At 34.6% G+C, this 13,324-nt stretch carries 13 protein-coding genes; 5 read left to right on the top strand and 8 right to left on the bottom strand.

The genetic code is table 11. The features are described 5' to 3' along the window. Positions 1–2: 2 nt before the first annotated feature. From LCF45_RS02410 to LCF45_RS02395, 4 genes are all read right to left on the bottom strand, one after another. Positions 3–866, bottom strand: coding sequence for a DNA-3-methyladenine glycosylase family protein (locus LCF45_RS02410; RefSeq protein WP_002125025.1), 864 nt, complete (start codon positions 864–866; stop codon positions 3–5). Between the two features lie 59 nt (positions 867–925). Continuing rightward, positions 926–1,708: a delta-lactam-biosynthetic de-N-acetylase gene (gene pdaA / locus LCF45_RS02405; RefSeq protein WP_002029593.1), complete on the bottom strand. Its 783-nt coding sequence runs from the start codon at positions 1,706–1,708 to the stop codon at positions 926–928. Between the two features lie 126 nt (positions 1,709–1,834). After that, a complete protein-coding gene (gene fumA / locus LCF45_RS02400) occupies positions 1,835–3,358 on the bottom strand; it encodes a class I fumarate hydratase (RefSeq protein ID WP_085960607.1) in 1,524 nt (507 codons plus the stop codon). A gap of 206 nt (positions 3,359–3,564) precedes the next feature. Continuing rightward, positions 3,565–3,747 carry an SE1561 family protein gene (locus LCF45_RS02395; protein WP_002010264.1) on the bottom strand — a complete coding sequence of 61 codons (183 nt, stop codon included), beginning with the start codon at positions 3,745–3,747 and terminating at the stop codon, positions 3,565–3,567. A gap of 213 nt (positions 3,748–3,960) precedes the next feature. On the opposite strand from LCF45_RS02395, the gene yfkAB reads away from it, so the two are divergent. After that, a complete protein-coding gene (gene yfkAB / locus LCF45_RS02390; RefSeq protein ID WP_002125019.1) occupies positions 3,961–5,088 on the top strand; it encodes a radical SAM/CxCxxxxC motif protein YfkAB in 1,128 nt (375 codons plus the stop codon). Positions 5,089–5,280: 192 nt separating this feature from the next. Here the strand turns inward: yfkAB and LCF45_RS02385 are convergent, their stop codons facing one another. Next, positions 5,281–6,078, bottom strand: coding sequence for a YfkD famly protein (locus tag LCF45_RS02385; RefSeq protein WP_002125017.1), 798 nt, complete (start codon positions 6,076–6,078; stop codon positions 5,281–5,283). Positions 6,079–6,159: 81 nt separating this feature from the next. Continuing rightward, complete coding sequence (gene cax, locus LCF45_RS02380) at positions 6,160–7,215, bottom strand: calcium/proton exchanger (RefSeq protein WP_002169228.1); 1,056 nt, start codon at positions 7,213–7,215, stop codon at positions 6,160–6,162. 179 nt (positions 7,216–7,394) lie between these two features. Between cax and LCF45_RS02375 the strand changes: the two genes are divergently transcribed. The 3 genes from LCF45_RS02375 (at position 7,395) to LCF45_RS02365 (ending at position 8,649) form a co-directional block, all read left to right on the top strand. Further along, positions 7,395–7,811: a pyridoxamine 5'-phosphate oxidase family protein gene (locus LCF45_RS02375; RefSeq protein WP_002125015.1), complete on the top strand. Its 417-nt coding sequence runs from the start codon at positions 7,395–7,397 to the stop codon at positions 7,809–7,811. 155 nt (positions 7,812–7,966) lie between these two features. After that, complete coding sequence (locus tag LCF45_RS02370) at positions 7,967–8,113, top strand: BH0509 family protein (protein WP_000817786.1); 147 nt, start codon at positions 7,967–7,969, stop codon at positions 8,111–8,113. 107 nt (positions 8,114–8,220) lie between these two features. After that, on the top strand, positions 8,221–8,649 hold the full coding sequence (locus LCF45_RS02365; RefSeq protein ID WP_002029573.1) for an EamA family transporter: 429 nt from the start codon (positions 8,221–8,223) through the stop codon (positions 8,647–8,649). Between the two features lie 14 nt (positions 8,650–8,663). Here LCF45_RS02365 and LCF45_RS02360 read toward each other — a convergent pair whose 3' ends face one another. Further along, positions 8,664–9,257 carry a DedA family protein gene (locus LCF45_RS02360; RefSeq protein WP_002029574.1) on the bottom strand — a complete coding sequence of 198 codons (594 nt, stop codon included), beginning with the start codon at positions 9,255–9,257 and terminating at the stop codon, positions 8,664–8,666. Positions 9,258–9,733: 476 nt separating this feature from the next. Here LCF45_RS02360 and LCF45_RS02355 point away from each other — a divergent pair, with 476 nt between their 5' ends. Continuing rightward, positions 9,734–12,517, top strand: a complete 2,784-nt coding sequence (locus LCF45_RS02355; protein ID WP_002125014.1) for a tetratricopeptide repeat protein — start codon at positions 9,734–9,736, stop codon at positions 12,515–12,517. A gap of 43 nt (positions 12,518–12,560) precedes the next feature. Here the strand turns inward: LCF45_RS02355 and lepB are convergent, their stop codons facing one another. After that, the gene (gene lepB, locus LCF45_RS02350) at positions 12,561–13,097 is read right to left on the bottom strand and encodes a signal peptidase I (RefSeq protein WP_002029576.1); all 537 of its coding nucleotides are present in this window, start codon (positions 13,095–13,097) and stop codon (positions 12,561–12,563) included. Between the last annotated feature and the right edge of the window lie 227 nt (positions 13,098–13,324).

The following is a 13,324-nucleotide window of genomic DNA, read 5'->3' as shown; positions in this document are numbered from 1 at the left end:
CTCTACTCTATACTTTTCCATAAATATAACGCTGCATAACTGCAATATGGTTCACACTCTTGTTTCACTTTTTCTAAAAATGCATCATCAGGCTTATTATCTAATTGAAATACACCTTGCACTGCGCGCTGAATTCCAATGTCTGCTTTTGGAAACATATTTTTCCGACCAAGCCCAAACATTAAAAAGTTTTGCACTGTCCATGCTCCAATACCCCTTATTGGTAACAATTGTGCCGATACTTCTTCTTCTGTTTCGTTTTGTATCCTTGCTAAATCTAATTTACCGCCTACAATATGTTTTGCTAATCCTACTATATATTCGGCTTTTCGCTGACTAAACTTCTGCTCTCTCAATTCTTCTATTGAAATGTTTGCTACTCTTTCTGGTGTTGGGAAAAAGAAAACGCCGTTCTTCTCTGTCCCATATCGTTTTACAAATTGATCTGTTAGCACAGTAGCAAATTTCAAATTTATTTGTTGATGAATAATACAGCGAAGAAGACAAGCGAAATAATCAAATTCTAAAATAATTGGAGTATAAGCATATGTTTCAAATAGTGGACGTAATGATGTGTTTAAAAAATGATTTTGTATATTTTGAAACGGTTCATTCCAGTGAAAAATGGATCTCATTCGTTTCATTACTTTCTCTTGATCTCCTGCCTGACTAGAGATCCAAAACTGTGGATTTTGAACAGTACCAATCCCTTGCAAACGAACAACAATCTGTTCTTCGTCTATAAAAAGCGGGACATAAATTACTTTCTCGTCTAATTGAATAACGTTTAACGGGTCGAAAGATAAACGCTTTAGTACTTCCTCAAAATGGTACGGATATTCTAACGTAACATGTTCGCTCCACATACGTTTCCCCATCCTTTTTACACATCATTATAGCATGAGAAAACCGCAAGCATACATGCTTACGGTTGATTGCTTTTTACTAAATCATCTAGGCTTTTAAAATGATACCCTTTCTCGCGCAAATCATCAATGATTTTCGCAAGTGCTTCTGCATTATCTTTTGATATTGCATGAAGTAACAAAACAGATCCTGGATGAATCATAGTCATTACATTATTATGAGCGTATTGCCATCCTCTTTGCTGATCTACTTTCCAATCAAGAAATGCAAGCGACCAAAACACGTTATAATATCCCATGTCTTTCGTAAGCGCTAGCGTTCTTTCACTAAACACGCCTCGCGGAGGGCGTACATATTTCACTTCTTTTTGCCCAGTAACTTTTTTAATCTCTTCCGTTACGCTCGTTAATTCTTCACGAAGTTTTGCATCATTTACTGTTGTAAAATCTGGATGACTCCAAGAATGATTACCAATAATATGTCCTTCATTTTTCATTCTTAATAATAAATCTTTTTGTGTTTTTATATAATGTCCCGTCACAAAGAAAGTTGCTGGTACTTTTTTCTCCTTCAGTACATCTAAAATCTTTCCTGTATATCCATTTTCGTATCCATTATCAAATGTTAAATAAATATCTTTTTTCTTCGTATCTCCTAAATAAAACCCACCATTTTTTTGTAGTAATTCTGTATATAGTTTCCCTGCATCTGGCACCGTTTCATTTTTAGGACGTGGGATTCCCCAGTTATGTGGTGTATTCGTATAAGCAAATGTTGAAACTGGAACAAGTGCCATCATAATTGAAAAAATGAGACCTATATATAACCATTTATATTTCATAAATAGTCTCCTTTCCATATATAATCGTACCTGTAGTTTCTGTTTCCCTGCTTTCTTTCATGCTGAACATGTTTTTCTATATATACCAAAAAAATGCACCTCGAATAATTCGAGATGCACTTCTCTTTACTTAAATACAGGTTCTTTAAAGCTCGCCAATTTTTCAAGTGATGTTTTATCAACATCAGCATGTAGACTTTTACCATGAGAATCCATCGTTACAACTGCTTTAAAACCATCGATACGTAAATGCCACATTGCCTCTGGGATACCGAATTGTAAGAAATCAACATCTTTCACTTCTTTAATACATTCAGCATAATATTGCGCTGCACCACCAATTGCATTTAAGTACACACCACCGTGTTCTTCTAAAGCTGCTAATGTTTTAGCACCCATACCACCTTTACCAATTACAGCACGAATACCGAACTTTTTCATAATATCGCCTTGATATGGCTCTTCACGAATACTTGTCGTTGGACCTGCCGCTTTAATTTGCCAATTATCATTTTCATCTTTCACTACAACTGGACCACAATGATAAATAATTTGTCCCTTTAAATCTACTGGACAATCGTTATCCATTAAATGTTTATGAATCGCATCACGTCCTGTATACATCATGCCGTTAATTGTAACAACATCACCAACACGAAGTTCACGAATTTGCTCTTCTGTAATTGGAGCTTGTAATACGATTTCACGCTGCTCTGTTTGTTCTTGCGCAGCATCTTGCTGAAGTGTATCTTCACCTTCCTGGTACAACCAATCCATAATTTCACCTGTTTCAGGATGAATTGTTACACCAAGACGACGATATGCCCAACAATTATACGCAACAGATACGTAGAAGCTCGCTGGCAAACGATTATATACTCCAACTTTGCAACCTAATAAAGTTGTTTCTCCGCCAAATCCCATCGTACCAATGCCAAGCTTATTCGCATTCTCTAATACGTACTCTTCAAGTTTGTGTAATTCTGGAACTGGATTTACATCATCTAATGTACGGAATAATTGATTTTTTGCTAATTCGTAACCTGATGTGCGGTCTCCCCCGATACCGACGCCGATTACTCCTGCGCTACACCCTTGACCTTGCGCTTGATATACTGCATGAAGAAGGCATTTACGAATTCCTTCTAAATCACGCCCAGCTCGTCCAAGTCCTTCTATTTCACAAGGCAGGCTATATTGAATATTTTTATTCTCACAACCGCCGCCCTTTAAAATTAAACGTGCATCAATGTAATCTTTTTCCCATTGTTCAAACTTAATAACAGGTGTACCTGGTCCTAAATTGTTTCCGCTATTGTCTCCAAAAAGAGAATCAACAGAGTTTGGACGAAGTTTACCATCTTTTGTCGCCCGCTCAAGCGCACTATAGATAGCTTCCTTCACTTTTAATTGATTCACACCAACTGGTGTATAAATTTTAAACGTTGGCATCCCTGTATCTTGACAAATTGGCGAGATATTATCATCTGCCATTTTAATGTTATTCGTAATTGTGCCAAGTGCCATCGCTGAACGAGTTCCTGCATTTTCTCGCTCTTTCGCTTGTTGAATCGCACGACGAACATCTTTCGGTAAGTTCGTTGACGTTTCAACAATTAGTTGATACATGCTTTCTTGAAGCTTTTCCATTGTTACTTCCCCCTCAATTGTGAACGCTACCAAAACGTTATGAAATGAAAATTCCATTGTTATACTCTTCAGCTGTTTATTTATTTCACGCCATTAAAGGTTAAATGAAATTTTTCACAACTTGATTATACCTTTTTTTCTATATTCCTTCTATTATCCGTACAGAAAAAGGCTGCCAATTTTGTAGTGGCAGCCTTTTTAATATATTATTCGTCTTTTTTAAATTGCTCACATTTCAGTTCTAATTCATCTAACATTGCAAGAAGACGATCTACATCTTCTAATTCTACCTCTTCTGGTTCAATCGTATCAATTACTTCAATGAACATATTTAAACGTTCTTTCAAATATACTAGTTGTGAATCTTTACCTTGAATTGCTTTTCCCATGAAGGCACTCTCCTTTTAATTCGAGTTGCTTTTATTATACCGCAAAAATGATTGCTATGGGCATGTAATTTCATCAATTTCGTCACAGTAATTCATTATAATGTAAGCCCTCTCTCTTTTTTCACAAAAAAGTTTCACTTTATAAAAAGCACATATTCTTCTATTATAGAGAATGGACAAATTGTTATTTCAATAGTCAAAGGAGTATTTCATATGACGATATCACAAATAATGAAGCCGATTACTCCTTCTTACGATCCATGGGAAGCGTATATGGACCTTGAAGAGTACGGCAAACTACTATTAACAAACGTTGAGTTTACAACGACGACGTTATGCAATATGCGTTGCGAGCATTGCGCTGTTGGTTACACATTACAGCCGAAAGATCCAAACCCGCTTCCGATGGAGCTTTTATTAAAACGATTAGATGAGATTCCTCATTTACGTTCTTTAAGTATTACAGGCGGAGAACCTATGCTTTCAAAAAAATCCGTCGACAACTATGTAACACCACTCTTAAAATACGCCCATGAACGAGGCGTTCGCACTCAAATCAACTCAAACTTAACTATAGATTTAGCACGTTACGAACAAATTATTCCCTACTTAGATGTATTGCACATTTCACATAACTGGGGAACAATCGATGACTTCGTTGAAGGCGGATTTGCAATGATGGAGCGTAAGCCTACTTATGAACAGCGCGCTAAATTATTTGAAAGAATGATTACAAATAGTAAAGCTCTATCAGAGGCAGGTGTACTCGTATCAGCCGAAACTATGTTAAACAAACGAACTCTACCACATATTGAACATATTCACCGTCAAATCGTTGAAGAAATGGGCTGTAAACGTCATGAAGTTCACCCGATGTATCCGAGTGACTTCGCTAGCACACTTGAAATTTTAACAAAAGAAGAAATTCGAAATGCAGTTGAACATTTATTAGAGATCCGTGATGAAAATGTGTGGATGTTATTCGGAACATTACCTTTCTATGCATGTAGTGATAATGAACACGATTTAGCTACACTAAAGAAATTACATGAAAGTAAAAATGTAACTGTCCGCAATGATCCAGATGGTCGTTCTCGTTTGAACGTAAATATTTTCGATGGAAATATTATCGTGACCGACTTCGGTGATGTCCCGCTTCTAGGTAATGTACAAACAAATACACTACAAGAAGCTTACGACAAATGGTGTGACTCAAAAACAGCAAAATCATTAAGTTGCCATTGTCCTGCCGTGAAATGCCTTGGACCAAACGTTCTTGTAAAAAATAGCTACTATCCAAAAGAAGATTTCTTATCAAAAACATCAAACATTATGTTATAAAGTGAAACTTTAATCAGTGGTTGTTTTGTTCATCCCCCACTGATTATTAGCCCACACCAATCGGGAGTTTACGGGCAGCAGGGCCTCCCACCTAACTTCTTTGCTCCAGCCGAATTTTGAGGTGGGAGTTTTACTGCCCGCAAATAGCGGGATAAATAAAAAACGTCAGCTTATAGGCTGACGTTTTTTATTTCATTGTGCATGCGATGAAGAAACAAATTTAAAAAATAAATGATCATGAATTGGAATAGCGGCTCCGATTCCTTGAGATGTAATATTTTTCACGACAAGCTTTTTTTGATTCCCTTTTAACACAAGGTAGACTTCTCCAAATGTTACTTTTCCTTTTTCATTTACTGCTGGTGTATACGCATATAAATATCCAAGTTGACTTGGACTAATATTATAAACACGCTCATGTCCGGTACCATAACCAATGGTTGTTTTAAATGAAAGTGGCAATTGTACTTTTTCAAGCGCTTTTAGAAGCATCATTTTTTTCACATCTGTAGTATCTTTCATATCTGCTGTTAAATCACCTTCGATTGTCTTTTGGGTTTCTTGCTTATAGCGAAGTGGGTATAAGCGATCCCCTCCGCGATTATCATATACATTTCGATTTACTTGCTTATATTCCCAATTAATCGATGTGTCTATTGACTCATAATTTAATGCCCATTGCCCTAAATAAATTTTCGCTCGGTACCCTACTGCAAGCGGTGCATTCGAAATTGTCGTTTCATTAAACATTCGAATTAAATCTGGGTTTTCAATTTTGATATTTGCTGTTTTCAATAGTTCTTGCGCAAACTTACTTGGCTGTAAACGCGGTAAATCTTGTGCGTCATTTGGAAATGTATTATCCTTTGAAATATTTAAAACAGATGAAGGCATTTTTACTTCTACCGTTGTCTTTGCAAAACTACTGTTAGGAAATAATAAAATAAACGAGACCATGGTTGAAAGACATATGCTGTATACTCGTTTCACCTGTCTGGCTCCTTCCTACGTAAAGGTATATAAATTACTGTATTTAGTGTTTTCCCTCTGAAGCATTGTTATCCCTATTTTTCATAATAAATAAAAACCAATTCCCATAATGACATACGCAGCTAATAAAGTGCCTCCTTCAAACCAGTTTGTATCCCCATCATTTGAAATGGCGATAGTTAAGAAAACAGCTGTAATCATAGAAACAAGTTCTGGTATTGTAAATACTAGAGGCATCTTTTGTGCAAAAAGCATCGAAAGAAGTACTAATACAGGAGCAACAAACATAGCGATTTGTAATGTAGAACCTACTGCAATTTCAACGGCGATATTCACTTTATTTTTATACGCCATAATAATTGCAGATGCATGTTCTGCTGCATTACCAACAATCGCAACGATGATAACCCCTATAAATAACTCTGACCAGCCAAACGACTTTGCAACCGTTTCAAAAGTATGTACGAGTGCCTCTGACACATAAGCAACTGCAAGTGTTGCTATCGCTAAAATGAGTAGCGCTTTAGCTTTGGACCACTCTGGCTCTTCCTCATGCGCTACTTCATCACTTTTATGTTGATATACACCACGGTGCGTAACTAACTTAAATAGCAATGCAGCAAGATACATAATGATCATGATAATAGAAACACCAATACTTAATTGATACGTCTTTCCAGCATCCATCTTCATTGAAAAAATCTCTGGAATAACAAAGGCTACGACAACAGCAAATATTAATAAAGCTGAATTATGTCTTGCATCATAAACATTGAAACTTTGTCTTTTATACTTAAGGCCACCTATAAAGAAGGATAACCCTCCTACCAGTAATAAGTTTCCAAGTACAGAACCAGTTAAGGAAGCTAAAACAACTTCTGTTAATCCTGCCTGGAGTGCAAAAATTGAAATGATAAGTTCCACGGCATTACCGAAAGTTGCATTTAATAAACCACCTATCCGAGGCCCAGAAACAATTGCTAAACTTTCTGTCGCCCTCCCCATAAAACCAGCTAATGCAATAATAGTAATGCAGTATACAGCAAACATAATAGTTTGTGGCCAATGAAGTGTTTTTCCGATTACAGAAAGTGGTACACCTATAAGCGCTACTATGAGAAATATTTTATTAAACATGCTTTTCATCCTTCCATCGTATGTATTTCTCCTCGATATTATTATTATTCATCTCCTAACTTGTCCGATTTCATCACAATTACGTTTAAAAAATCGGATTGAAGAAAACAGTATGAAAGATATTTAAATTATCTTGTCCAGACAGAAAAAATTATGAATTATGAAAAGAGGCTAAAAATATGCACTTAAAAGAAAAAATCGCAACTATTATTCAAGGTCAACGCACTGGTGTATTATCTACTGTACGTAACGATAAGCCACATAGCGCCTTTATGATGTTTTTCCACGAAGATTTTGTACTATATGTTGCAACAGATCGAAATTCAAAAAAGATAACAGATATTGAAAAAAACCCCAATGTACATGTACTACTTGGACGTGAAGGAAAGAAATTAGATGAGGATTACATTGAAGTTGAAGGTATAGCTTCCATCGAAGAAGATCAAACATTAAAAAACAAATTTTGGACTAATAGCTTAAAACGCTGGTTACTCGGTGCGGAAGACCCTAATTACGTACTAATAAAAATCAATCCCGATACAATTTATTACATCGATGGTGCTGGTACGACCGAGCCCGAGTTTTTACGACTATAAAATAAAAACAAGCCCCCTTAGGTGGGCTTGTTTTGTCGAAAGATTCTTCTGAAAAAAACAATAAAATAGGTGGAACTTTCTAAAGATTCTGTTATATAATAGCAGTAACTTAAATAAACTGTATTAAAACAGATTGAGGGGAGAAATTAAAATTGATGAAAAGAGAAGAACGAAAAAACATGATTGAGTTTATTGAAAAGAAAAAAGGGATTGAACGTGACGAATTATTATTTATGACGGATGATGAAGTAGAGCATATTTATAATGTAACGTACTTTTTATATGAAGAAATAGCAGAGTAGTATAATAAACCCCCACCTTATTAAAAATATAGGGCGGGGGTTTATTTCGTTTTTATACATGAGAATGATTTTCATGTATAATAATGTAAGATTGGAGGAGTTTCACTATGAGTTCATGGCTATTATTCGCACTATTATCAGCAATTGCTGCTGCCCTCGTATCTATTTTCGGAAAGATTGGCTTAGATGGAATCGATGCCAACGTCGCAACAACGGTTCGCTCTATTATTATGGCATTATTTATGGTAGGAGTTATTATTATACAAGGTAAATTTCAAAATATCGGTGATGTCCTCCTAAATAAAAAAGCACTGCTATTTATCACATTAAGTGGAATCGCTGGTGCTTCGTCATGGCTATTTTATTTTCTTGCGTTAAAAACAGGAAAAGTTTCACAAGTAGCACCTATCGATAAATTAAGTGTAGTATTTTCCATTATTCTCGCGATGATTATATTAGGTGAAAAGTTAAACTTTATGACCGGTATTGGTGTAGTCTTTATTACAGCTGGTGTATTATTTATTGCTTTCAGCTAAAAAAACCGCTATTATTAGCGGTTTTTTCTTTTCCTTATGTAAATCCACACAATCAATATTACAATTGCCGAAACTAATAAAATCCATATTCCATAATGATGTAAACTATATTCAACAAAGCGCCACTTTTCTCCCAGTTTCCAACCTAAGCCAATAAAAACACTTATCCAAATTAGTGCACCACCGTAAGCATACAAACAAAATCGCCACAATGTTAAATTTGAAACTCCAGCAAAATATGCTGTTAAATGACGTACTCCCGGTATAAAGTAGCCAATCATTAAAAGAAATGGACCGTATTTTTCAAATAAAATATGTGTTTTTTCAATATGATGTTCCTTAATTCTAACTTTCGGACCATATTTTTTTAAAACAGGGAGCCCAAGTTTTAAACCTAATATGTAACTTAATGTAATGCCAAGCATTGCACCTGCCATTCCACTTAAAAAAGCAGCTGTTCCTGACATAACTCCTTTTGAAATGTTATATCCAATAAAAGTCAATAAAAACTCATCCGGTATAGGTAATCCAACAATCCCGCCAGCTAAAGCTATAATAATTCCAAAATATCCATAATGTGCGATTAACTCGCCAATATGTTGTTCCATTCGGAAGACACATCCTATACACGATCGTTATCCCATATTGTGCCCATTCTATCTTTAAGACAAACATGGTATACATATTCACTATACATTGTTTTTATAATGAACTCTACTTCTATTCCATTCCTTAAATAGAGATTTAATCGGTGGTTTTTTATCCATCCCCACTGATTATTAGCCTGAACCAATCGGGATTTTACGGGCAGCAGGTCTCCCACTTAACTTCCTTGCATTCGCTCAATTTTGGAGTAGGAGTCTTACTGCCTATAAATAGCGAGATAAAAAAATAAAAATTCATAGGCTTATTTTTTTGTTACAATAAAGGGAAGTTACTTTTTGCAACGGTTTAACTCTCAAGAAAAATGATATATCTAGCAAAAACATAGTTTGGTCTATATAATGCAACTTCTACCTATTAGAGTAACATGCACCCTTTTACATACAACATCATTTTTCTAAATTATACAGGGGGAACGAACATGACCATTGAAAAACAATTTATCCAAAAGATTTACTATAAAACATTTTTAACAGAAGACTCTTCCATTCCGGTAGCGGAAGTACTCGGTGAAGCATATATAAATGAATCAAAAAATGAATTCTCCAATATATCTAATATTCGCTTTGCACAAGGTGAAGTTTATTTTCAAACTAACGACTTTGAAGCCGCTATATTCAAATGGGAGAAAGTAAATAATGAACTTGCTCTCTGGGCTATGAAGAATATTGCAGATGCTTATTTCGAATTAGATTTCTTGCCAAAAGCAGAAGAAATTTATACATCTATCCAAACAGAAGATACAACTCTTACAATGGAAGTTTCCCTACAACTTCTTTCCCTTTATATAGAGCAAAATCGTTTAGGACTAGCATTTAAGACGATTAGCGAGGCTGTTGCATTTCAACCAGACTATCCAAATATTACTGCAATCGCTCGATCGTTCTATGAAAAACAAGAAGATTGGAATAATGCTATTGAACTCGCTGTTCAAGAAGGAATTCGAACAAAATCATTACACTGGTTCGATACTTTAATCAATTATGTGAACAGAGGCTTTACTAAAAAAATTAAACCTGAGTATTTCTATGAATCTTTAAAAGCCTTATATACAATTGATCAAGTTCAATTTAAAGAGCTTGTTATCTCACTTTGGAACAGCTATGAAAATGAATCATTCCATCTCCCTTGGATTCAAACAATAAATCACCTATTCTTACATGTTGAAGTAGATGCTCATGACGATTGGAATGAAATTTCTACTCGCTATCAAGAGACGTACTTCGAATTGATCACTGGACAACATTTCATGCACGAATTACAAGGACTTGTACCAGATTTATTAACAAATTGGTTTAGTTTAATGAGAGCGGAAGATTCTTTACTTGTCTCCGCAGCAGTATTAGCATGGAATGAAGTTTCACCGACAACTCTAGAATCATTACTCGTAAAAAGCGCAGGTGCCTTACTTTCAAATGCATCAGCTCATGCAAATGTTGATATGGCAGACGTATCAGCATTATTTGAAACGATTGCTGTATGGGCTGAGAAGAATGATGTAGATTTAGGTCATCAATTCACACTACTTGTTCGTGAGTTATACGATTTAACTGTTACACAACTTCTAGTAGCAGGAGCTAGCGATTATGATAAATCAGCCTTTATTAACTCTATACTAGGAGAAAATATATTAAATGAGGCTATAACAACTTCAATTACATTTAAAGATGATAGTCAAACTGAAATAACTGAGCTTACAGAACTAGATATACGAAATATACCAAACTTTGACGAACTTCATAACATACTAGCGGTACCTTCTCAGTCAAAACTAGAAAGAAAATGTATTGAAGTTAAATTACCAAGTAGATTTTTACGAAAAAATAAGTTTTCATTCCTTGTCACACCTACTGTGCATGGACAACTTGACAAAAACAGCTCTCACTTTGAATACTTACAGGCAGCAGATAGTCTCATCTATGTCCTAAATTCAGCTTCACCATTACATGATGAAGAGCTCGATACATTATTATATATTCGTGAGCAAGTACCAAATTTACAAATTAAATTCGTCTTACAAACAATTGATACGAATACTAGTGAAAATATCACGAACAGCATTAAAAAGAAAATACTCGTACATTTCCCAGAAGCACACTTTTTCCCTTACTCTCCTTCACAAGAGAGTAGTGAACAGCTAGGTAACGTAACAGACTCTATTCTTTCTAACCTTACTAAGCGTAACGTGGAAAAAGAACGCATTGAAAAATTATTATGGTTTATCCAAAAAACAATTGCATACCTTGTAAATGAGCGTGTGGAATTAGAAAATACGTTAGTGAAATCCGTTCGCTGGAATAAACATATTTTAGTAAAACTTGATGGTTTTATTAATAATCTTACTGCCATTCAAAAAGATAAAATTCGTTCTATTACAGAATCTTATCTCTTAACGAAAGAAGAGATTACGCAGGATATACATTCTCAAATTCCTGAATTGTTGCAGAGTTGCTCTGACCTCGTTCAAGAAGATAGTGATTTCAAACTGGTCCATGAAGAACTAAATGTAGCAATGAATGAAAGAATTCAAAAACATGTACAGCAAGTGCTTCTTCCTAAATTTACTGGGTCTATTCAAGAATGGATTGAAACTGCTCATAATGAATTCATTCAAGCTCAAGCTTATTTAGATGAAATGAGCGATACCTTTAATAAGCTCTATGAGGAAGAGCGTATTAAACTTCCTTGTGATTTCAAATTACTAGATGACTGGGATAGAGATGTTGCAAGAATGACGAATAGAATTACAGTAGCTAACATCAATATTTTATTACGCTTTACACCGACACAATTTTTCTTAAAGAGTGCAGGGAAATTATTCGGTAATATGCAAAAAAATCAATCTATGCTATCAAATAAATATAAACAATATATTGAAACAGAAGATTATACAGAAGTTGCTCAGATGATTTCAAAACAATTCTTCCTTCAATTTGAAGTATTTGAAGGTGCGCTAGAACGGGATATCATGATGTTCTTTAAAGACCCTCTTAGCATATTGAAACAAACCGTAGAAGCGGCCCAACTTGAAATACAAGAAGATGAGCAAACATTAACAAAGCTAAGAACAAACCCAGAAACTTATCATGATCCTTTAACACTCTTTAAATTGCAATTGTTACAACGAAAATTCATGTTAAATATCGACCAAAATAATGAACATATTGCTTCACAAGAAACAATAAATAAAACACCAACTGTTTAAATAAGAAAAACCAAGCAACTAATTCGCTTGGTTTTTCTTATTTTTAATCTACAATTTTCACATGTTCAAATGGATAATATATCGCCATGAACTTTCCTAATACTTCTGTTCTATCAATGAGCCCTAAGCCGTTCCTACTATCCCTACTAACTAAACGATTATCTCCCATCACAAAAATTTTATTTTTAGGAATTGTAATCGGTCCAAAATCTTCAGTTAAATTGATAAGTAATTTTTCTGCCTGTTTTTTATTATTCTTTAAATACTCTTCATTTTTCACTTGATGATTAACATATAATTGATCATTCTTCATCTCAATTACATCTCCTGGTAATCCAATAACTCTCTTCACATAGAAATTATCTGTCTTCACGACAATAATATCCTCTCTCTCATAACTTTCAAATCTCTTTGCAAGTTTATTAATAATTACTTTATCTCCATCTTGTAACGTCGGCCTCATCGATGCTCCTTTTACAGTCGTAGGGAAAAACAAAAAGATTTTTGCCAAAAACACTAATAAACATGCAATTGCAATTATTTCAAAGAATTCACGCAAACATTTTTTCTTTTGCATCATTCCACCATCTCATCATCTTTTTATTTTTATTATAAGTACTCCGACTGGTTAATTTCCACAAAATTCTGAATTATAACATTAGAATATTACAAATATAAAATAATAATCCCTATAAATTCACTATTTTTATATACTATATTTTCCATCTATCAAACAGGACTTTTCCTATGAAATTTATGCTTAGAAAGTATAAGATACTGCACAAATTAAACAAACAAATATAATAG

Origin of the sequence: Bacillus sp. 41-22 (genome assembly GCF_025809295.1) — a bacterium.
Lineage (GTDB): Bacteria > Bacillota > Bacilli > Bacillales > Bacillaceae_G > Bacillus_A > Bacillus_A mycoides.
The sequence above is the reverse complement of the archived record's forward strand: the minus strand, read 5'-3'. Positions and strand labels throughout refer to the sequence as shown.